The 22325-nt window shown below is 64.8% G+C and carries 15 protein-coding genes; 9 read left to right on the top strand and 6 right to left on the bottom strand.

The genetic code is table 11. The annotated features are described in order from the left end of the window. Window positions 1-27: 27 nt before the first annotated feature. Window positions 28-2400: an FAD-dependent oxidoreductase gene (locus tag GEMMAAP_RS10775; RefSeq protein ID WP_053334157.1), complete on the top strand. Its 2373-nt coding sequence runs from the start codon at window positions 28-30 to the stop codon at window positions 2398-2400. A gap of 58 nt (window positions 2401-2458) precedes the next feature. Here GEMMAAP_RS10775 and GEMMAAP_RS10780 read toward each other — a convergent pair whose 3' ends face one another. The 4 genes from GEMMAAP_RS10780 to deoC all read right to left on the bottom strand — a co-directional run bounded on the left by GEMMAAP_RS10780 (window position 2459) and on the right by deoC (window position 8544). Further along, window positions 2459-3169, bottom strand: coding sequence for a hypothetical protein (locus tag GEMMAAP_RS10780; protein WP_026849762.1), 711 nt, complete (start codon window positions 3167-3169; stop codon window positions 2459-2461). A 138-nt stretch (window positions 3170-3307) separates the two neighbouring features. Next, complete coding sequence (locus tag GEMMAAP_RS10785; protein WP_053334156.1) at window positions 3308-5062, bottom strand: M3 family oligoendopeptidase; 1755 nt, start codon at window positions 5060-5062, stop codon at window positions 3308-3310. Beyond that, entirely contained in the window at window positions 5059-7482 is a 2424-nt protein-coding gene (locus tag GEMMAAP_RS10790; protein WP_202969114.1) for an aldehyde dehydrogenase family protein, read from the bottom strand. Before GEMMAAP_RS10790 ends, GEMMAAP_RS10785 begins: the two co-directional genes overlap by 4 nt. A gap of 12 nt (window positions 7483-7494) precedes the next feature. Beyond that, window positions 7495-8544, bottom strand: coding sequence for a deoxyribose-phosphate aldolase (gene deoC / locus GEMMAAP_RS10795; RefSeq protein WP_082821234.1), 1050 nt, complete (start codon window positions 8542-8544; stop codon window positions 7495-7497). Between the two features lie 101 nt (window positions 8545-8645). Between deoC and GEMMAAP_RS10800 the strand changes: the two genes are divergently transcribed. The 3 genes from GEMMAAP_RS10800 (at window position 8646) to GEMMAAP_RS10810 (ending at window position 11781) form a co-directional block, all read left to right on the top strand. Continuing rightward, window positions 8646-9335, top strand: a complete 690-nt coding sequence (locus tag GEMMAAP_RS10800; protein WP_043580719.1) for an Ig-like domain-containing protein — start codon at window positions 8646-8648, stop codon at window positions 9333-9335. A 96-nt stretch (window positions 9336-9431) separates the two neighbouring features. Then, window positions 9432-10361, top strand: coding sequence for an SDR family NAD(P)-dependent oxidoreductase (locus GEMMAAP_RS10805; RefSeq protein ID WP_053334155.1), 930 nt, complete (start codon window positions 9432-9434; stop codon window positions 10359-10361). After that, a complete protein-coding gene (locus tag GEMMAAP_RS10810; RefSeq protein ID WP_026849757.1) occupies window positions 10348-11781 on the top strand; it encodes an ABC1 kinase family protein in 1434 nt (477 codons plus the stop codon). Before GEMMAAP_RS10805 ends, GEMMAAP_RS10810 begins: the two co-directional genes overlap by 14 nt. A gap of 19 nt (window positions 11782-11800) precedes the next feature. Here GEMMAAP_RS10810 and GEMMAAP_RS10815 read toward each other — a convergent pair whose 3' ends face one another. Together GEMMAAP_RS10815 and GEMMAAP_RS10820 are read right to left on the bottom strand one after the other, a co-directional pair. Then, window positions 11801-16390: a translocation/assembly module TamB domain-containing protein gene (locus GEMMAAP_RS10815; RefSeq protein ID WP_158514819.1), complete on the bottom strand. Its 4590-nt coding sequence runs from the start codon at window positions 16388-16390 to the stop codon at window positions 11801-11803. Window positions 16391-16401: 11 nt separating this feature from the next. After that, window positions 16402-18681, bottom strand: coding sequence for an autotransporter assembly complex protein TamA (locus GEMMAAP_RS10820; RefSeq protein ID WP_026849755.1), 2280 nt, complete (start codon window positions 18679-18681; stop codon window positions 16402-16404). Between the two features lie 236 nt (window positions 18682-18917). Between GEMMAAP_RS10820 and GEMMAAP_RS10825 the strand changes: the two genes are divergently transcribed. Genes GEMMAAP_RS10825 through GEMMAAP_RS10845 form a run of 5 tightly spaced genes read left to right on the top strand, consistent with a single transcriptional unit; the run spans window position 18918 to window position 22322 of the window. Beyond that, the gene (locus tag GEMMAAP_RS10825; RefSeq protein ID WP_043580717.1) at window positions 18918-19502 is read left to right on the top strand and encodes a hypothetical protein; all 585 of its coding nucleotides are present in this window, start codon (window positions 18918-18920) and stop codon (window positions 19500-19502) included. A 6-nt stretch (window positions 19503-19508) separates the two neighbouring features. After that, window positions 19509-20030, top strand: coding sequence for a hypothetical protein (locus GEMMAAP_RS10830; protein WP_026849753.1), 522 nt, complete (start codon window positions 19509-19511; stop codon window positions 20028-20030). Window positions 20031-20052: 22 nt separating this feature from the next. Then, on the top strand, window positions 20053-20547 hold the full coding sequence (locus GEMMAAP_RS10835; protein WP_082821236.1) for a QcrA and Rieske domain-containing protein: 495 nt from the start codon (window positions 20053-20055) through the stop codon (window positions 20545-20547). 18 nt (window positions 20548-20565) lie between these two features. Beyond that, the gene (locus GEMMAAP_RS10840; protein WP_082821237.1) at window positions 20566-20997 is read left to right on the top strand and encodes a QcrA and Rieske domain-containing protein; all 432 of its coding nucleotides are present in this window, start codon (window positions 20566-20568) and stop codon (window positions 20995-20997) included. 5 nt (window positions 20998-21002) lie between these two features. Continuing rightward, window positions 21003-22322 (top strand): M20/M25/M40 family metallo-hydrolase, encoded by a 1320-nt coding sequence (locus tag GEMMAAP_RS10845; RefSeq protein ID WP_053334153.1) that lies wholly within the window; start codon window positions 21003-21005, stop codon window positions 22320-22322. The last annotated feature ends 3 nt before the right edge of the window (window positions 22323-22325 follow it).

Consider the following 22325-nt stretch of genomic DNA (forward strand, 5'->3'; position numbering starts at 1 on the left):
GGATCGGGTCGGAGCGCGTTATTCGCCGTGCTCCGACCCGAATCGTTTCCCGACCATCTTGCCGAGCGTATCACGACGCATTCGGCCGACGCGCCCAACGCCCCGCACGGGGCGTATGTGCTGTATTGGATGCGCACCGCCGTGCGGGCCCATGAGAACCCGGCGCTGGATGTGGCGCTGCTGGCGGGGCGGCAGCTGGGGCTGCCGGTGTTCGTGTACCATGCGCTCTCCGAGCGCTATCCGTTCGCGTCGGACCGGCATCACACGTTCATTCTTGAAGGCGCCCGCGATGTCGAAGCGGAATGCGCTCAGCGCGGTATTGGCTACGCGTTTCATCTGGAGCGCCCGGGACATCGCACGCCAGCGCTGAGGCTGTTGAGCGACCGCGCGGCGCTGGTGATAACGGAAACCATGCCGGTTCCACCGTTGGACTGGTTGACGGATGGGCTGGCCGACGGTGCACCGTGCCCGGTGTGGAGTGTTGATACCGCGTGTGTGGTGCCCATGCCTTTGGTGGGCAAGGCACATACGCGCGCGTTCGCTTTCCGCGACGACACAGCGGCCATTCGCGCCGAACGCCTGCGACGCGAGTGGGAAGATGTGACACCGAACGGACCGGCATTTGTTCCGGCCGATCTGCCGTACCCCCCCGTAGCGCTGGCGCAGGCGGACATCCCGTTGCTGGTGGCTGCATGCGACATTGACCACGGTGTGGGGCCGGTGAGCCATACCCGTGGTGGATCAACTGCGGGGTATGCGCGTTGGCAGACATTCAAAGACAGCGGCCGACTGTCGCGCTATGCGGCCCGCCGCAACGATGCCACGGGCGATGGGGTGAGCCGCATGTCCGCCTACCTGCATTACGGCATGGTGTCGCCGCTGCGATTGGCGCGCGAGAGTGCCGCGATGCCTGGGGAGGGGCCGGAGAAGTACCTCGATGAGTTGCTGGTGTGGCGTGAACTGGCCTACGCGTTCTGTTACTGGCATCCGTCGCCCACGACAATTGAGGCCATCCCCGGGTGGGCGCGGGAAACGCTGACCAAACACGAACGCGAACATCGCCCCGAGCTCTCGTGGGAAACGTTGTCGCGTGCGCAAAGTGGCGATGCCTTATGGGATGCCACCCAGATGTCTCTGCTGCGTCATGGCGAGTTGCACAACAACGTGCGCATGACGTGGGGCAAAGCCATTCCGCTGTGGACGGCGAACGCCGAGCAGGCATTGGAGCGGCTGGTGGATCTCAACCATCGCTACGCGCTGGATGGGCGCGATCCGGCGTCGTACGGTGGGTTGCTCTGGTGTCTGGGGCAGTTTGATCGTCCCTTTACACCACCAGTTCGAGTTCTTGGCACCGTTCGTCCGCGCACCACGGCCGACCACGCAAAGCGGATGGATGTGGCACGCTACACCGCGCAGGTCATGGTGCCCTGCAAGCAGTCGGCTCCTTCCGTGCTGGTGATTGGAGCCGGAGTGGCTGGGTTGGCCTGTGCACGCACACTCGCCGATCACGGGCTTGCGGTGTCGGTCCTTGAGAAAGGGCGTGGAGTTGGCGGACGGTTGAGCCACCGACGCGAAGGGGAGTGGCGCTTTGACCACGGGGCGCCGCGTTTTCAGATGGCGGACACGCGCACCACGCCGTTCGTCGATTCGTGGGTACACTACGGCGTGCTGGTGCGCCGTGGCGACGCTCTGACGGGCCGGAGTGGCATGACCGCGTTGCCCAAACACCTCGCATCGGCACTGGCAGTGCACACCGGCAAACAGGTGCAATCGCTGCACCGAGGTGCCGCCGGCTGGACTGCCACTGATCAGAACGGCGAAACGTACATGGCCGATGCCGTGGTGCTCGCCATTCCGGCGCCGCAGGCGACGGCCTTGGCAGGCACCGCCGCCCCTCACAGCGCCGCGCTGGCGGATCTGGCCCGTGTGCGCATGCTGCCGTGTTGGAGCACCATGGTGGTGTTTGATGCGCCGCCGCCAACTCGCATGACTGAACAGCTGGTGCACGGGGCGCTGACCATGCCCAACGATGAACGACTCGCACACTGCTCGCGCGAATCGGAGAAGCCGGGACGCCCTACGGCCGAGGCCTGGGTGGTGCATTCCAGTGCCAATTGGAGCATCGCCAATCTGGAGCGCGACGCCAGCGACATTGCCGCTGAAATTGCGCCGGCACTTCGCGACGCGCTGGGCGTTGCCGGGAGTATTGTGCATGCCACCAGTCATCGCTGGCGCTATGCGCGCGTGTCACACGGGCTGACCACGACTTGCCTGTGGGACTCGGCACTGCAGCTGGGTGCCGCCGGCGATTTTGCGCAGGCCATGCCGCAAGCGGCGAGCGATGTGGAGCGCGCCTGGTTGAGCGGCGTGGCCATGGCCGGACGCATTCTGGGTGGGTAAGCGCACCGCGCCCACCCACCCAGTCCGACCTCCATTCTTTTACCCGTAATGGGCGGAACTACTTTCCGTCGAGCGGTGACTTGAAGTAGGTAGCGTCGGGAGTGCCAAACGTGACGATCTGAATATTGAGCACGACGTCACCCTGCGGTGTTGTCTGGACCACCTTGGTTGCAATGAGCTTGCCTTCGAAGGCCTTGTAGTCGAGAAACGCGGTTTTCTGTTCCCCCATTGGCGTCTTGGCGATAGCTCCAATGCGCAGCCCCGTCGTCGCGTCAAAGAATTCAAACGCCTCCTGACCACTTTTGGTGGTGACCGCTACCTTGTAGCTCTCCGAGCCATTGAAGGCTTCCTTCGCAACCACTTCGGCCTTTACGAAGCGGGACGGATCGAGGAAGCTGGCCCCATCGGCACTCGCCTCCGCCATGTTCTTTTCCTGCTCAGCGGGCAGCCGCTGTGGCCCCTGCCCCTGATCAGCCCACCCCTTCTCCCCATCAAAGCCCTGATCGATCTTGAGCATGCCGAGATCAATGATCATGCGCATCTTGTTTGGTAAGGCGCTGTGGCGCTCGTACGCCCCCGAGATACCGGCGAACGTGATGTCGGCCGTGCCCTTCTCGCTGCGCCCTACGACCGGCTTCCAGGCCGTACGACCGCCAATCGCTGACGCGTACTTGTCGTACACCTGCTGCACCGTGGGCAACTGCGCTTCGGCCTGCACTGCCGCCAACATCACCACTGCGGCCGCAGCCACCTGTGCGAATCGACGCATTCCTGCTCCTGAAGAGGGACCTGAGAGAAGACCTGCTGCCTTCCCCGACAGATACGACGAAGGGCGGTGTCAGGTTTCGACACCGCCCTACCGTCATACCCCGTTGAGAGGGCCCACGTTCACCCCATCACCAGATGCTCAGCGTGGCACCACGCCGACAAAGGGGGCGTCCGCTCCAGCCCGGAGTGCTTCAATGCGCTCCATCGTGAAGTCCACCAGTTCCTTCATGGTGGAGGCATCAAAGACCAGTCGTGCTCCGGCCGCCGCGTACAGCTCGGGGAGCGTACGCGTTCCGCCAAGCGACAAGAACTGCTTGTACATCGCCACCGCATTGCCGGCGTCGTTGACGGCATTGCGGAACACCTGCAAAGCACCCAACTGGGCAATGCCGTATTCGATGTAGTAGAACGGCAATTCGAAAATGTGCAGCTGGCGGTACCAGCGGGACACCCGCTCGCGCTCAAGCCCGGTCCAGTTCACGCCCTGCTCGAAGTCGCCCCGCAACTGCAGCCACTTGGCGTCACGCGCGTCACGGTCAGCGCCAGCCGGATCGGTGTAGATCCACGCCTGAAAGGCATCGACACTGGCAATGTGTACCAAAGCGCCAAGGACGTCTTCGAGATGCTCAAGCCAAGCGACGCGCGCTTCATCCTGCGTGTAGTAGCCGTCCGGCTGCACCAAATACGGCATGGCGAGCAGTTCCATACTCATGGACGCCAGTTCAGCCGCCTCATGCCCGGTTTTACGCATCCAGGTAAACGGCAGCGTGTGCGTGGCAAAGTCATGGAAGCAATGTCCCGCTTCGTGCACCAGCGTGTTCACATCATCGGGAACGCCAACCGCATTCATGAAAATGAACGGACGTCCGCGAAACGACAGATCGGTGCAATAGCCACCGGGTGCCTTACCGGGGCGGCTTTCCAGGTCGAGCAACTTCTCACTGGCCATGAGGGCAAACTGCTGGCCCAGCTCCGCGTCAACACGAGAGAATACCTTGCGCGCCTGATTCACGAAGACATCAACCGTGGCGAACGGCTTCAACGGCTCCTTGGTGTCGAGATCGACACTGACATCCCAGGGGCGCAATTCACTCAGGCCGAGCGATGCCCGTCGGTGTTCCATGAGCTTCGCCACCGCCGGCGTGACCGTCTGGCGGACGGCGTCGTGAAAACGTGCCGTATCGTGCGGGGTATAGTCGAACCGGTGCTTGGCCGCGAAGCAGTACTGCTGATAGTCGTCAAACCCGGCCTCCTTAGCCACGGCGACCCGCAAGGCGTACATGCGATCGAAGCACTCGGCGAGTTCGTCGCGCTTGTCGAGATAGGCCTCGGCGCCCAGACGGAACGCGCGCTCACGCACCTCGCGGTCGGCCGCCTTGAGATACGGCTGCAACTGCGGGATGGTCTTGGCCTCACCATCCCAATCAACGCTGAGCCCACCCACCAGCTTCTGGTAGCCCGCCGAGAGCTCTTCGATGCGCGAGAAACGCTCAACGTTGGCTTCGCGAAAGATCTCGATGTCGGTGCGAAACCGACGGAGGGTGGTCTCGAGATCGTCGCGGGTCCACCCCAACTCGAGCAGGCGGCGTGCCAGACGCACCTGCTGTTCCTCAAGCTTGGGGAAGATGTCCATGGAGAAACGCAGATACGCCTGTTCGTGCGTCTCATCAGCCGTGTTCGCCGTGTAGGCGATCATGGCCAGCGTTCCCGCTTCGCCAATCAGGGTATCGAGGCGCGACCAGGTCGCGAGCCACGGCTCCACACTGGCTGACGACGCCTCGAGCGGCGCGGCAGCCAATGCGTCGTAATACGGCACCACATCGTCCCACGTAGTGTCACGAAACGCCTCCGGAGAGGCGGGGAGTTCGATCATCGACAGGAAGGTGTCAGTCATTCGCCATACGGGATCCAGATGTTCTTGACCTGCACGGCCTTGCGAAGGAATTCCCGCCCTTCACCGACGCGCGGATCAAGCCATTCGCGACCCGTCCATTCGGTCCACGTCCGCTTGAGGTTTGCCGCCGACGCTTTTTCAACCGCCGTGGCTCCAGTATGCGTACCAAAGTACCACACTGCCTCAAGATCATCATGGTCCGCCAAGGTACGGACGAGCGAGTCCCGGGACCCGGTCACAAGATTCACGACACCTGCCGGCACATCGGACGTTTCCAGCACACTGTAAAAATCCGTGGCCGCCAACGGGAAACGTTCCGACGGAATGGCCACGACCCGGTTGCCGGTGGCCATGAGCGGGGCCACCAACGAGACCAACCCCAGCAGCGGGTACGGGTCCGGACACGCCACCCCCACGACCCCCATGGGCTCGTGCATGGCCAGCGCCACACCACGAAGAGGGACGTCATGTACGGCGCCGTCGTGCTTGTCTGCCCAGGCCGCGTAAGTGAACAGCCGCGAGATGGACGCCTCCACCTCGGACTCACCGGCAACAAGTGCATCGCCGGTCATGCTCACAATGCGCGCGGCAAACTCATCGCGCCGGGCAGACAGGTTCTCCGCGAGGTAATACAGAATCTGGGCGCGCTGATGGCCACTGAGCTTTGCCCAACCCGACGCGGCCTGCGCCGCCTCGACGGCATTGCGGATATCCTTGCGATTGCCCTCCCCCACTTCCCCTACCAAGCGGCCACTGAGCGACCGTACGGGGAGCGTATACCCGGAGTCCGGGCGCGCCTGCTTGCCGCCAATGAACAACTTGGGGGTGCGGTCAATCGCCGGGAGAGGCGACGCCTCAGCCTCACCCGAAGCCAGCGGTTCGCCTGAAGCCAGTGCTCCAACAGCAATCGCCGGGAGTGGCGCCGCTTCGTGGGCGCGCGACGGCTTGAGATACTCCCACAGCCCCTCCCGCCCGCCCTCACGTCCGAACCCGGACTCGCGGTAGCCACCAAAGCCCGCGGCCGCGTCAAAGAGATTGGTGCTGTTGATCCAGACCACTCCGCACTTGAGCTTGGGGGCGATATCGAGCGCCAGATTGATATTCTCCGACCACACGCTGGCCGCGAGGCCAAAGGGCGTGTTGTTGGCCAGAGCCACCGCTTCTTCAGGCGTCCGGAACGTCATGCTCACCAACACCGGGCCGAAGATCTCGACCTGGGCGATCGTGGCACTGGGTGCCACGTTGGTGAACAGCGTGGGCGGATGAAACCACCCATCCTGTGGCGCCGACCACGACGGCTGCCAGCAGGTCGCCCCTTCTTCGATGCCCTGCTGACACAGCGCACGGATGCGGTCGAGCTGCACGGGCGCGACAATCGCGCCCATGTCGATGGCCTTATCAAGGGGCGAACCGACGCGCAGCCGTTCCATGCGGTCACGCAGTTTGCTGAAGAGCGCGTCGGCCACGCCCTCTTGTACGAGCAAACGCGAGCCGGCGCAGCACACCTGGCCCTGATTGAACCAGATGGCGTCGACAACGCCCTCGACCACACTATCGAGGTCCGCGTCTTCGAAGACAATGAAGGGACTCTTGCCGCCCAGCTCCAGCGACAGCCCTTTGCCGCTGCCCGCCGTGGCCACGCGAATTGCCCGCCCCACCTCGGTGCTGCCAGTAAAGGCAATCTTGTCGACGCCGGGGTGATTAACGATGGCCGCGCCGGTGCTGCCATCACCCGTGACCAGATTGAATACGCCCTTGGGCAGTCCGATCTCGTGCAACAGCTCCGCAAAGCGAATGGCGGTGAGCGGCGTATACTCGGCCGGCTTGAGTACCACCGTATTCCCCGCGGCCAAGGCCGGCGCCACCTTCCAGGCGAGCATGAGCAACGGGAAGTTCCACGGGATGACCTGCCCCACCACGCCATACGCGTGGTACCCGGGGAACTCACTGTCCAGGAGCTGCGCCCACCCGGCGTGATGGGAGAAATGGCGCGCGACGAGCGGCACGTCGATATCACGCGTTTCGCGCACCGGCTTGCCGTTGTCGAGCGTTTCGAGCACCGCAAAGGCGCGCGCATGTTTCTGCACGCCACGGGCAATGGCGTAAAGCCAGCGGGCGCGCGCGTGATCATCCAGCGCCTGCCAAGCCGGCAGCGCGGCGCGAGCGGCCGCGACGGCGGCATCCACATCGGCGGTGGTCCCCTGCGCGACGTTCGCCAATGACTTGCCGGTTGCCGGCTCAAGCACTTCGAACGTGGTGGTTCCGGCAACCCACTCGCCGTTGATGTAATGACCAAACGTACCGCCGTGCTGCGCAATCCAGTCGCGCACCGGCGCGTCCCCTTCGGGGGCGGGGCCGTAGCTCATGGCATCGAACAAGGCGCGCACCGAGGGTTTCTGCGGAGGAGTAGTCGTCGACATGTGGGCGTCTCCTCAGACCATCGGTTGGCGATGGGCCGCCGCGTAGCGCCCCGTCACGTAGTGTTCGAGCTGTCGTTCGACATCAGTGAGCAAGCCGCTGGCACCAAAACGAAACAGATGCGGGCGTAACCACCGATCACCCAGCTCCTCTTTCATGAGAATGAGCCAATCCACCGCCTGCTTGGCGGTCCGGATTCCACCGGCCGGCTTGAAACCCACCTCGTGTCCGGTGCGCTCGCCGAAATCGCGGATCATGCGCGTCATGACCAACCCCACTGGCAAGGTGGCGTTGGTTGGCTCTTTGCCGGTGCTGGTCTTGATGAAATCGGAACCGGCCATCATGGCCACCATGCTGGCGCGCGCCACGTTGGTCAGCGTGGCCAGTTCCCCTACCCCGAGGATGGTCTTCATGTGCGCGTCACCACAGGCGTCCCGAAACGCCCGTACCTCGTCGTACAACGCCACCCAGTTGCCGGTGAGTACATAAGCGCGCGTGATCACGATATCGATCTCGGTGGCACCAGCCGCGACACTCGCGTGAATCTCCGCCAGACGCTGTTCGAACGGTGAGAGGCCCGCCGGAAAGCCGGTACTGACGGCGGCCACCGGAATCCCGCTGCCCCGCAACGCGTCCACGGCGGTGCTGACGTACTGGTGGTACACACAGACCGCCCCCGTGGTGAGCGCGAGGTCGCGAATGCCGAGGGCGTCCACCAGTTCGGGCTTGAGCGGATGGGCGGCCTTGGCACAGAGGCGCCGCACGTTGCCGGGGGTGTCATCGCCGGAGAGCGTCGTGAGGTCCATACAGCTGATCGCCCGCAGGAGCCATGCTGCCTGCCACTCCTTTTTCACCGTCCGGCGGCCCGGGAGGCTGCCCACGCGCCGTTCGACGGCACTCCGGTTGACCCGAATCCCCCGCACGACCGAGAGATCCAGCGCGGTCCCGGGGTTGCGAACGGGGTGGGTATCGGGAGCCAGCCCTGAGGGCCAGCGAACGGCACCCGGTTGAGCCAGGTCCGACGAACGGGAGGGCCGAGGCCCGTGCAGAGGAGTGACTGTCATGTAAGTTCCAATCTAGGCACGGATCGGGCCACGCGCTCAACTCGCCGTGGGCAGCTGCCGATACCCCCCAACTGGAGAGGAGTACCCTGACCGATCAGCCCATGCGCTCCGTTCGACCCACATACCTGCTTGCCGTCCTTTTTACGGCCATCCCGACGCTTATTGCGTTTCCGGGGTGCACGAAGACCGTGGAAGCCCCTGCGGCGTCCCGGCTGACCATTGTTCAGGGGCACCTGCAACAGGCGGCCGCCGGGACCTTGCTGCCGACGCCGATCGTCCTGCGGGCTTACGGGACGGACGGCGCCCCGATTGCCAACATTCCGGTCAGCTTCAATGTGCTGGCGGGTGGGGGGTCGGTTGATCCGGCCACGGCCAAGAGCGATGCCAACGGCGAGGTCAAGGCGCGCTGGACGCTGGGTCCCGGGTCGCAGGTCCAGACGGTGGTGGGCAGTGCCCCCGGGGTGGAGCCGATTACCCTCAGCGCGCTCGGCGTATTGCCCTCGGACATTGTCATCGCGCAGGGGAACAACCAGAGCGCCAAGATCAACGCGGCCTTGCCGGTACAGTTGGTGCTGCGGGTAACAGGTGGCAACAACGTGCCCATTCCCGGCCAGACGGTGGCGCTGGCGATCACCGCCGGTGGCGGCAGTCTGTCGCCTCAGTCCGCGGTGACGAATGCCCTTGGCGAAGTCACCGTCCGGTGGACGCTCGGCCCGCAGGCTGGCCTGCAGACCGCGACGGCCACTTCAGGGACGGTTGGGTCGATCACGATTACTGCCGTCGGCAACTAGCGCGAATTTCGCGAACCGAACGGCGGGCCCCGGGGTTGGACAAGGGAGTACGTTTAGTCCCTTTTCTCACGTCCGACGCGGTACACGTTGTACACCATGGCTGAAATCGCTCCATCTCCGCAGGCGCCGTTTCACGGCAAAGTGGTTGTCGTGACCGGCGCCAGTGATGGCATTGGGCGTGCGGCGGTGCACCAGTACGCCGAAGGCGGTGCCACCGTGGTCATGGTGGGTCGCAACGAAGCCAAGACCCGTGCCGCCGCCCAGGCCATCATGAGCGCCACCGGCCGACGCGACATTACCTGGCAGATCGCCGACCTCTCACGGCAGAACGATGTCCGTGAGCTGGCAGACCGGCTGCGTGCTGACCATCCCCGGATCCACGTGCTGGCCAACAACGCCGGCGCGATGTTTCTCGAGCGGGAGGAGACCCCGGACGGCCACGAGCATACGTTCGCACTGAACCATCTGAGCTACTTCTCGTTGGCGTTGCTCCTGCTGCCAGCCCTGGTCGCCGCCAGCGTCCCCGGTGCGCCGGCCAGGATCATCAACGTATCCAGCCGGGCGCATGAGAATGCACGACCGGACCTCGACGATTTGCAGCTGACGCGTGGCTTTGGCGGCTGGCGGGCGTACGCGAACTCCAAGCTGTTCAACATCTGGTTCACGAGCGCACTGGCCCGCCGTCTCCCCTCCGACCGCGTGGTAGTGCAGTGCCTGCACCCGGGGGTCGTGAGCACGCGCTTTGCCACGAACAATGGCCGGATGGGGCGCGTTCTGCGTGCCGTCATGGACCTGGTGTCAGTAACGCCTGACGCCGGCGCCGACACCTTGGTGTGGCTCTCCCACGCGCCGGAGGCCCTCGGGCAGAACGGCATGTACTGGGTGAAACGCGCGTTGAAAACGCCGTCCCGAACAGCCCGGAATGAAACGATGGCGGAGTCGCTGTGGCGCCAGACCGGGGTGTTGGCCGGGCTGGATGCGGATCAGCTGCTGGCACTGGCGGTGGGGGACCATGTCGCGCCCTGACATTCCCTGGCGCGACCTCCCCCGCCTCTGGACCATTCTCCGACGTCTGGTGCCGTTGGTGGTGTCGCTGCTGCGCGACCGCAAACGCTGGCTGTGGTGGGGAGCGCCGCGCCCCCGTTCCGCCGCGTTTCATGAGCGACGGGCGCTGCAGTTTGTGCATCAGATTGCCACGCTGGGACCCACCTTCGTGAAGCTGGCGCAGATCTTTGCCAGTCGGGCAGATCTCATTCCCGAACCGTATCTCCATGCGCTTGGCACGCTCACCGATCGCGTGCCGCCGGTGCCCTGGAATGACATAGAGCGAACGCTGCGATCCGCATGGCAGGCCTCGCCCGACGACGTCGTGCAGCGACTGAACCGCGAACCCATTGCGGCCGGTTCACTTGGCCAGGTGCATCGGGCGCAGTATCAGGGACGCGAGGTGGTGGTAAAGGTCCTGCGCCCCGGTGTGGAGGCCGTAGTAGACCGTGACGTACGGCTGTCACGCGCCATTGTTGATGCGGTGTACGCGCGTTGGCCGCACATTCACGTGATGGGATTCCGCGTGGTGCTCGATGAGTTTGACCGTCACGTGCGAGAGGAAATGGATTTCGAACGCGAGGCCATGCAATGCCTGCGCATGCGCGAACGATTTGCCGACGAACCGCGGTTGCGCATCCCGCAGGTGGAGACGGCGCTCACCCGTCGTGAAGTGCTCGTGCTGGAGTTTCTGGAAGGCACGCGTATCGATCGACTGGACGCGCAGATCGCCCAGGGGTTGGTGCGTCCGCAGGTGCTGGCCGAGACGCTGATTGAGACGTACGCCCGCATGATGTTGCGGGACGGTGTCTTTCACGCCGATCCACACCCTGGCAATCTGCTCGTGAACAGCCGCGGTCAGCTGGTGCTCCTCGACTTCGGCATGGTGATCGACGTGCCGGTCGCCACGCGGCGGGCGCTGTTCGAAACCATCATTGCCGCTATTCGACGGGACCCGGCCGGCACGGCCAACGGCTTCTTTGCACTGGGGATGGTCGCGCCGGGAACGGCGCCGGAAACGATGACGGCGCTGGTCGATACGCTGCTGGATATCGCGTATAGCGAGACGGCCACGATTGAGCGCGCCCGCGTGGTGGCGGACCGTGTCATGCGGGAGCTGTTCAACTGGCCCATCATTTTGCCTGGGGAGTTGGTGTACTTCGCACGAACGGCGGCGTTAATCGAAGGCATTGGTGCGCGCTATGATCGCAACTTCAACAGCATTCGGGTGGCCTCGCCGGTCATCCTGCGCATGCGCAATGAGCTGCTGGCGGTATTGCTCGGCGACAATGGCACGCGCGAACCGCTCGTGACGCTTGCGGCGACACTGGGAGCATTGGCCGGCAGTGCGTACACCGTGGTCAAACGTTTCCTGCCGGAGCGACTGGCCGCGCGGGTGTAATGGGCTCGCTCAAGCGCGCCTAGAAGATCCACTCGCGGAACAGATCGAAACCAAACTGCAACCGCGGGAACGCGTCGCCTGCGGGGCGTGTGCAGGGTGCGGATCCGGGATCCACACCCACCTGCCCCCACCAGTTGCGCGCAATGCGATACTCGGCCGCAATGCCGCCCCACAGGCTCGCCCCGCGCTGGGTCGCCTGCCCTGCTCCCCGACAGATGCCGGTGTTGAGGCGCAGGAAGGTACGCTCTCCCACCTGCTTGCCGGCAGTGATACTGAGGTTGTTGATGAGTGACGTACCACTCATGGTGGCGTCCTGCTGACTGCCGCCCGTGCTGACCTGAATGGTATTCACCGGCAACCACCGCTGCAGCGCGCCTTCAACAAACCCGCCGACCGAGGGCAGCAGCACGCCGGTTACGGCTCGCACCGTACTCTGGCTCTGTCCGTCGAGGGCGAATGTTGGTGCTCCGAAAATGAGCAGTGAAATGATTTCACTTTCGGGGGCGCTGGCATACAGCGGATCCGAACTGGACAACGTCAATTCGGGTTTGTCGTAGTTCCCGCCAATGTGCACCCGCACCGGAATTTCCGAACCGCCCGCAACACGTACCACATTGGTGGCACTGATATCGAGCGTGGGGGGAATGGCGCTATTGCCAAAGAAGCGTACCCGTCCGGAGTCCACGCTGAAGCTGCGGTTCACGACGCCCAACTCCAGACGGTACTGCCCGCGATTGGCGAGAATTTCCCCATCCAACGCCAGCAGATCACCATCCATGGTCACACTCAGCGCACCGGTGAGCTTCACCCGCGCTTCCGGCGTTTGCACCCAGACATCGTTGCCCATTTCGACGCGTGCATTGGACACCGTGAGAGAAGACCCCAGGCGAGACAACGACTGCGCCGCACTTTCAGCCACCGGCACCTCGTCGGCGCCCAGCAGCGCGCGGGCGGCGCTGCTGGAGAGATCAAGCGCGGCGCGGGCACCCAGCGGATCCACCACGAGATTGGCGCGCGGCACAACCAGTGTACCGCTGACGACCGGCCGCGATACGGGCCCGTTCACCCGCACGTTGCCGCTCAGATCGAGGTCGGTGCCGTCGCGTTGGCGCGAGACAATGAAATCCCGCGCGGTGAGTTGCAGATCAACGGACGCCGGCGTGTCACCGGAGGCAAAGCGCAGCACGCCCGTCGCCCCCACCGTGTCGCCAACGCCACCGCTGCGCAAGCGGAACGACTGCATGACCAGAGAATCGGCATCGGCGCGGAGCTCAACTTGGCCACCCGTGGGTTCGATGCCAAGTCCGGCCACGCGGGCCCCGGCGTCGGTCAACACCACGGTCCCCTGAGCGGTTGGTCGTTCGAAGGTGCCGCCAATAGCCAGCCGGCCCGTTAGCAAACCATGGAGCCGCGTGACGCCGTCAATGAACAGCGGCAAGGCCGACAATCGCAGCGAGTCAGCAAGCACCTCCCCTTCCACGCCATCAGACAGCATCCGCTTCTTCACGGTGCCAATCGTAAGGTCGATGGGGAGTCGCCCCTCAGCGCGCAGGGTGCCCCCGGTCGTGTCACTGATGGACGCCCTCCCGGTGAGGCGCTTCTCGGCATAGCTACCCGTACTGGCAATCTGCGGGGCCTGCAGTCCCTCAATGCCGACGGAATCGGCGACCACATCCCACGCCATCACGGGCGCCGCGCGCGAACCGGCAAGTGTGGCGTGTCCACTGATGGTACCGGCGACCGGTCGGGTGCCGGCCAGCAGCGCGCTCACCTCGCCAAACGGGAATCGCTCCACACGAAGATCACCACGGACCGGCCCGCGCGACGGCACCTCCGCGCTGACGGCCAGTACACCACCCACCGATGAACGCAGTTCGGAAGGCCGCACCACCAGCCCGGCGCTATCGGTGACCACGGCAATGGGCTGGGCCGACCGCCACGACACGCTGTCGTAGCTCAAGCGCAATGAGTCCACCAGGACCGTGGTCCGACTGCCTTGGGCCGCATACGCCCCCCGCGCCACCAGGTGCGCGTCGTCATCGGTGCTCACATCGAGGACAAGCCGACCGCTGTCGGGGTTGGCATCGGCCACCCGGAAGTTGGCCGACTGAATGCGCACCGCACCAAGACCAGTGATGCCGTCCGCGTTGGCCGCCCCTTCAAAGGCCGGCCGGCGGAACAGGTCAGTCGCGCGCGCCGATCCAAAAACCCGACCCACATGAATGGCGCCAACCTGCACCTCGCGGGCCCCGAGGGCGATGGTCGCATCGGCCTTGGTCAGACTGCCATACAGAAAGCCGGACAGCGACGCGTCACCGCGCAACGTATCGGCCGCCGTGGTGCGCATGGATTCGGCCAGCGCCGAATCAACCGGCTGCATCATGTCGGCAAGGCGCTGCAACTGACCGCGCACGGCTTCGAGAGAGTCCGCACGAATGGAGACCTGCAGCGTGTCAACGGCCATGGTGTCGTGCGCCAGCGCCCCGCGGGCTTCCATGAGCAGCCCTCCCAACCGCCCGAGGGCCGAATCCACAACGAGACGCCTGGCCCCCAGCGCAGCACTGGCCACGAGATCAAAGGCTGGCCGATCGTTGGATTCCTGTTGGGTGATGGCGATCTCGCCGCCCCCTTCAACGGACCTCGCCGACAGCGTGTCTCCGCGTGCCACTGCGGTGCTATCCAATGGCCCGCGACCAAAGAGTCGCACCGTGCCGTTCAGCGACGTGGACGGCATGGATGCCGTGCCGAACCAGGCACGCACGTCGAAGTCGCTGATCTGGCCGGCTGCCGTGCCGCGCCACTCACGCGCCGTGAGTGCGGCCATGCCATCAAGGGAGAGCGATGTGCCAAGGGGGACGCCTGCCGAGTCGAAGGCCAGCGCCTGTCCGGCGGCCATCGGCAGCACGCGGCCGCGCCAGAGCAGACTATCGAGCGCCCCGTCCAGCACCACGGTCCCCGCCAGGCGCGACCGCAGCGCGAGCGTGGTATCCACGCGCGCCAGCGCCGACATGGAAAGCGGATCGAACGTCAACGCCGCACGCACGACGGGTGTCTTTCCCGCATAGCGTACTCGGGCACCGCCGCGGACGGTGGACACATTGCCCACGACATCCGTCCAGGTAAGGCCTATCGCGTTGAGATCCGCGGCCGACAAATCGGCTCGACGGACCGTCAGGCCACCGGTGACCAGGCCGTCCACCGCCGGCATGGTGGGGGCCAGCACACGGGCGGAGCGCAAATCCGCGCGCAGGTCGCGCACGGTGAGATCCCACGCCTCGGGCTCCAGCCCAAAGGCAAAGTTGCCCGTCAGCTTCACACTGGAAATGGCCGTGCCGCCGCCCACACGATCATCTATGAACGTCGCGTCCAGCAGATCCACCTTCATGGCCGTGAGCGGACCACCTTCGGCGGCCAACAGTTGACCACTGAACGCCCCCTGCACCTCCGGGGGAACCGCGTCGTAGCTGAGGCGACGCAGCAGCTCACTGCGCAATGGCGTAAAGGCGAGATTCACCTGGTGCAACAGCAGGTCGGCCGGACGCACGGTCACGGCAATCGCGCCTTGAATGCGCGAGTCTCCACTCTGCACCTTCAGCGACTGCAGCGCGTACTCCGCATCGTAGGGATCATCGAGCGTCCGCATGCGCACGGTGGCGGTGCCGCGCCCTTCGGCCGGCAGCACATCCCAGATCCACGACAGATCCGACAGCGCGGCGTCGGCGGTGACGAGCACGTCGTAGCGTACCGGGCCAGGACGATCCCAAGCCACCATCCCAACCGCCGTGCCTTGCGATGCGGGGAGGATCACCTTGCGCAAATCGAGCTGGAACGAATCGGAGGTCCAGCGGATGGTGCCGCGCGCCTGTCGAATGGGCACCGGCGGATCTGACAATACGCCGTGCAGGGAATCGAGTTGCAGCGACGATGGCCGCTTCTGTCGATCAATCACGATCAGGTTATGCGCCCGAACCGTATTGAGCGTGATACGCCGACGCTCGAAATAGCGTCCATCACTGACGCGCTCAAGATCATGCAGACTGTCGCGCACCGCGGTCACGCTGTCGCGGGCGCTGCCGGTGAACACGGGGTGCGGTGCCCACGGGGCGCGCGTGGTGATCACCCCCGCATCAAGGAGGAGCGAATCGATCCGCACGTCGTCCCCGAACTGCACCGACGTGTGCGGCACACCAACCGTGGTATCTCCGGAAATGATGTACGCAATGTTCCACGGACGCCCGGTCTGCTCCTGCCGAAGGGTCATGAGCACCCCACGAAGCGCCAGGTGACGAATGTGGATAGCGCGACTGAACAGCCCGCGCACATTGAGGGTCCCTACGACACGCTCGGCCGTGACCACGGCCACTCCCGCCGTGTCCACCAACGTGACGTCCTCCGCGATCACGTGCCCCGGACTGATCTCCAGCAGGCGCCCAATGCGCAACGAGCCACGGCCCCCGAAGACGCCATTCACACGGCTGATCAACGCGGAACGGAGCCAGTCGCGACCAGCATCGGTGCGGGTGGCAATGAGATAGCCAAGTCCCATTCCACCAGTCGCGCCGACGAGGATCGCCACCGCCCACCAGAAGCGTCGCTGACGCGGGGACATGGGGGACAGCATCAGAAGGCCTGCCCCAAGCCAAAGTGGAACACCAGGCGCGAGAGAATGCTCTTGGAGGCGGTGGGGGTGAAGCTGGCCGGGCACGAAAACACACTGGAGTAATCACCCGGCACGTCGGCCACCCGTGGGCTCGCGCAGTAAATCCCGGCGCCGTCGTTACTGGCGGGAGCAAAGTACAGCGCCCGACCGGCGCGTTCTCCGTAGGGCCGATAGCCAACATCCACCCGGAACGGGCCAAGCGCGGTCACGAGCCGAAGCCCAAGCCCCGGGGTGTAGCGCACATTGTTCCAGGCGAATCGATCGGAGCGTGTTTCCCAGAGCGTCCCCGCATCGAGAAACGCCGCGAGCTGCACCTGCTCCGCAATGAAGCGGAAGCCGCGGCGCCACTCGAGATTCCCCACCAGCATGGCCGTACCACCACGCGGGACGGCCCGCCCGCCCGCCGTGGGGACGACTTCAAACTCATCGGCATTCGGCACCGCCTGAACGGCTGTCACCACGTAGTCCACCGCACCCAGCAGATTCTGCTGGTATCCGCGCACCGAATTCTGACCGCCCACAAACAGGCGTTCCTGCTGCGGAATGAGTGGCGTGCCATCGACCAGCTCGGCACCGGGGGCAAAGGCGCCGGCCGCCTGAATCCGGGCGCCAACAATGCCCCCGAGAAAACGGGCGAAACCGGCGAATTCCCCGGTGGTGCGCTGGAAGCGTACCGTGGAGACGAGCTCGGAGACCGTTTCTCCGACCCGCACTTCCCCGCGCATGCGCCAGCCACGAGACGGATTGGTGAGGTCGTTGGTGCGGTCATGCGAAACCGATGTGCTGATGATGCCCACCCCGCGTCCGAAGGCCGACAGCACCAGCTCTTCCGGACGGCACAACCCGAAACGGGTGCAGGACACCACAGGGTCCGTGGTGGTCTTGCCGTTTTCGTACTGGAATCCGGCCGTGCCCGCGGTACGCGTGGAGAATTGGCGCGAGACTTCGGCCAGTGCGCCAATGGACGTTTCCCGCAGAAAGGCGTACGGCTCCCCGCGGCGTTCGCTGTACACCGAGACGAGCGGCACCACCGGCAATCCGAACAACCGGGTGTTGGTCAGCGTGGTCCCAACGTAGTAGTTCACCCGCTGACTGAACGGGTCGTCGCGGAGTGCCTGGGAACAGAGTGCGGGGGCAAAGTCGATCGGCGCGCCGAGACCGAGCTTGGACGCGCGCATGGAGAGCTCTACCCGACGGCCGACCCCCAGGAAGCCGCGATCGTTGATGCGTCCTTGCGCACGAATGCAATCCTGCGTGGCCCACCCCAGCCCCACCCGCGCCGCGCGCGTGCGCGCTTCGGCCACGCCGATGCGCAAGTCGATGACGCTGTCGGCGAACGCAGCCGCCGTAACGGTGTCCATGAGGACCAGCCGAAAGGCCTCGGAGCGATAGAGCGCCCGCTGCGCATCCAGCAACGCCGACGCACTGAACCGGTCTCCCGGGTCAATGGCCACCAGGCGGGCGACGTCCGAGGAATCCACGCGTGGGCGACCGACGGTGACGGGTCGCACATCGACATGCACCTGGCCAATGCGCAACGCCGGTCCGGTGGCGAAATCGAGCGTCAGCCGGACGCGGGCGCTGGCACTATCGATCTCAATGTGGCTCTTGGGCATTCCGGCCCGGGCAAATCCGGCATTGCGCAGGCGCGTCACCACCGCCGCCACCGTGGTGTCCACGTGGGTGCGATCGAACCGTTTGCCAACCAGGGCGCGCAGGCTGGTCTCGTAGGGACGGCGACCTTCCGGCAGCAGCGGCAACCCCTTCACCATCACGCTGTCCACCATGGCTTCACGGCCGGGCGTGGTGACAAACCGGACCTTTACGCCATCCTTGCTGCGCGTGATCAGCGGCAACACTGAGGCCTGGAACCACCCCGCCTGACGATGCAGGATGGCAATGCGCAGCGCGTCCCGGCGTACTTCGAGGGTGTCCACGCACGGGGGAGTGCCAATCTTGAAGACGCGGGTGACGAAGCCCGGTTCGTGCGTGACGATGCTGGTGGCCAGCGTCAGGACATCGAAGTTCGGACTGCCGTCGAAACTGACGCCGCGGATCCGCTCATCCGGGTTGCACCGTGTAGTGCGTTGCGCCACCGCTGCCGGCGCGACCACCGTCAGCAACGTGAGCCCCATCACCAAGTGCCACACCGTGCGTACAACACTCACCACGGTGCCGCGTCCTGGAACGGGGCGGCACGACGTATACGCGTCGGCAGACGAAATGAGTGTTGCATGCATGCTTCTCGAATGTAACGCCGCCACTGGGGAATCGGAGGAGCGACGACGGTGAGCCAAGACATCTTCCCCATAGGGTCACGAACAGCGGAAGTGTTCCGGGGAGCGTGAGCGGAGTCATCCGCTGTTCATGACGCTGGCGTAGATTGCGACCGGGAACGGGAAGAAAATGTGGGTTCATCCCGTCTGCTTGCTGGTACGACCGGGCTCTCGCCCTCCTAACACTAGAGGACACCTGTATGCTGTTTCTAAAGGCCATGCTGTCAGCGACGCTGCTGTCGGTCCCCCATGCGGATAGTGTGCCACGAGCCGTGACGGCGGGTCCCGTCATCACTCCCGTGGCCCTCTCGGCGCCCTTTCGCGCCAACGCCGACACCACGCAGCGCCGCCGGAAGGCCGTGACCTACAGCGATGGGTACTACAAGCGGGTGGCGGTCCACAAAGCGCTCAGCTGGGCCATGCTGCCGCTCTTTGCCGCGTCCTACTTTTCCGGCGACCAGTTGCTGGAGAAAGGCGACGGTGCGCCGGACTGGGCGGAAACCGTGCATCCGATTGCGGCTACGAGTACGGCGGTGCTCTTCGGCGCCAACATGGTGACCGGCAGCTGGAATCTGTGGGAGGGGCGTAACGATCCGAATGGCCGGAAGCGGCGCCTTGTCCACAGCCTGCTCTTTTTTGCCGCCAGCGGGGGCTTTGCCTACGCGGGGTCCATTGCCGACGAAGCCGAAGAGAACGGGGACAAGCGGCGGCAGCATCGCAACGTGGCCATTGCATCCATGAGTGCCTCCACGGCCAGTTGGTTGCTCATGCTGGTGGGGAACTAGCCCCTCATGCTCGATACGCTGACCACGCTCTTCCAACCCTGGGCCGACCTGTACTCGGCGAGTAGTTGGCTCCCGACGGTCGTGATTGCCGTGCACGTGCTGACGCTCTTTGGGGGCGGGGGGATTGCCATTGCCGCCGACCGCCGAGTGCTGCGCGCCACCCCGGGGAGCAGCGAAGCGTTTCTGGCCATGGCGGAAGATCTGCACAGCACCCATGGCGTAGTGATCGGATCGCTGGTGGGGATGGTGGTGAGCGGCGTCGCGATGGCCACGGCCGACCTTGGCACCTTTGCCACCTCTCTGGTGTTCTGGGGCAAGATGGCCTGTTTTGCCGCGCTGATTGTAAACGGCATCCTGATGAACCGAACGGAGACCGTGTTGCTCACCAACGCCCGCAACACCATCGAAATGTCTGTGGCGGGGCCTGAAGTCACGGGACCGTGGGCGGCGCTACGCCGGCATACCTGGGTCAGTCTCGTCTTCTGGTTTGCCGTGGTGCTGCTGGGCGTTGTGGTTGCCAACATCTGATTCCCCCGCGAATACCCTTGCGATGAACCACGACTCCTCAGCGTCGCCCTGCGACGGGTGTAGTGCCCGCCGCACATTCCTCCGTCAAGCCGTTACCGCTACCGCAGCACTGGCTGGATTGTCGCTGCTCGGCCCCGTACAGAGCGTTGCGGCGCTCGAGCCACGGAAGGGGCGCGGCGCCGTCAAGTACGCGCTCCCCGCGACCGATGGCGTGTCCATTGACGCCGCCAACGAAGTCATCCTGTGCCGGAACGCGGGAGAGGTGTACGCCTTTGCCCTGTCGTGCCCGCACCAGAATACGGCGCTCAAGGTGATGTCCAAGAATGCGGGCTTTCAGTGCCCGCGCCACAAGTCGAAGTACCTACCCAACGGGACGTTCGTGAGTGGACGTGCGACGAGAAACATGGATCGTCTGCAGATCACACGGGACGGCGCAACCATTACAGTAGATCCCGACATTGCCTTTGAAAGTGACACCGATCCCGCCAAGTGGGGCGCGGCGGTTGTGAAAGTCTAACCCAATCCGGAGCCGTGCATGTCCACCTGTTCGTCGTGTAGCCGTCGGGATTTTCTGGCCGCAGGTTCTCTGGCCGCCGTGGGAGCCTTCCTCGCCGCCTGTGGGGGCGAGAGTGGCACCGCTGCTACCGGCCCGGTGAACTTGAACCTGACGGTGACCCTCGCCAATTTTGCGGCGCTGGGCGCCGTGGGGGGCATCGCGCAGGTCACCACTTCGGGGACCCCGGTGGCCGTGGTGCGCAGCGGCACCAGCAGCTATCGCGCGTTCTCCATGGTATGCCCCCACCAGGGGACGACCATCGGAATTAATGCCACGGGCTTCCGTTGTCCCAATCATGGCGCGACGTTCAATAGCAACGGCGCCTGGACCGGGGGTGAGCGTACCTCCGGCCTGTTTGAGTTCACCGTGACCTCCAACACGACCGCCGGCACCATCACGATCACGAGTTGACCGTCATGCGCTCCATCCGCTTTGTCACCAACGCCGGGGCCGTTTTCCCGGCGTTGTGCGTTTCGCTCCTGGCTGCTGCGCCAGTGGCGCTGACTGCACAGGCCAAGCCACAGTCCAAGGCCTCGCCCCTTGAGGCGACCATGGACAAGCTGGCCACGCACCCCACCGTTGCGGCCGCCTTCAAGTCGATCCAGAGCGACAACGCATGGACGCTCGACCAGCAGGCCTCCATCTGTCAGATCCCGGCCCCGCCGTTCAAGGAACAGGCACGCGCCGCCGAGTATGCCAAGCGGTTCCGCGAGCTTGGCGTGCAGAATGTGCGCATCGACAAGGAAGGGAACGTCATCGGCGAAATTCGCGGCGTCCGCCCAGGCCCGACGTTGCTGCTGGCGGGGCACCTGGACACGGTCTTCCCGGAAGGCACCGATGTGCGGGTCAAGCGCGAGGGGACCAAGATGACCGCGCCGGGCATCGGCGATGATTGCCGCGGGCTGGCCGTCGTGTTGACCGTGGCCCGTCAGGTCATCACGCAAAAGATCCCCTTCAGCGGCAAGCTGATCGTGGTGGGCAACGTGGGTGAGGAAGGCCCCGGCAATCTGCGTGGCACGCGCGCGATCTTCTCCAGCCCCATGCGCGATTCCATCAACATGTACATCTCGATTGATGGTACCGGGTTTGGGGTCACCAACGGCGGTGTGGGCAGCAACCGGTACCGGGTGCACTACAAGGGCCCCGGTGGGCACAGCTACGGGGCGTTTGGCATGCCCAACCCCATGCACGCCATGGGTCGCGCCATCGCCAAGATCGCCGATCTCGAAGCCAGCACCACGCCCAAGGTCACCTTCAACGTGGGCATTGTGACCGGCGGTACGTCAGTGAATTCCATCCCGTTCGAAGCGAGCATGGACGTGGACCTGCGCAGCGAGACGGCCGCGGCACTGGCGGAGATTGATGCGCGCCTGCAGAAGGCGCTGCGGGAAGCGGTGGTCGAGGAGAAGGCGCGCTGGCCCAAGAGCAACGCCGCGCTGTCGCTGGTGATTGACACCATTGGGTTGCGTCCTGCGGGAAGCACGCCGGACAGTGCGTTCATTGTGCGTGCGTCGCTGGCGGCAGCTCGTACTATGAATGTGTACGCCCCACTCACGATCTCCAGCACCGACGCCAACGTGCCGATGAATCTCCGGATTCCGGCGGTGACACTGGATGGCGGTGGCGTTGGCCGCGGCGCGCACTCGCTTGACGAGTCGTACGATGATCGCAACGACGGCTACAAGGGTCCGCAGTGGGTGCTGCTGGTGGTCATGGGACTGCTGGGCGCCAAATAGCGT

The sequence above is a fragment of the Gemmatimonas phototrophica genome (genome assembly GCF_000695095.2).
In the GTDB taxonomy this organism is placed as follows: Bacteria; Gemmatimonadota; Gemmatimonadetes; order Gemmatimonadales; family Gemmatimonadaceae; genus Gemmatimonas; species Gemmatimonas phototrophica.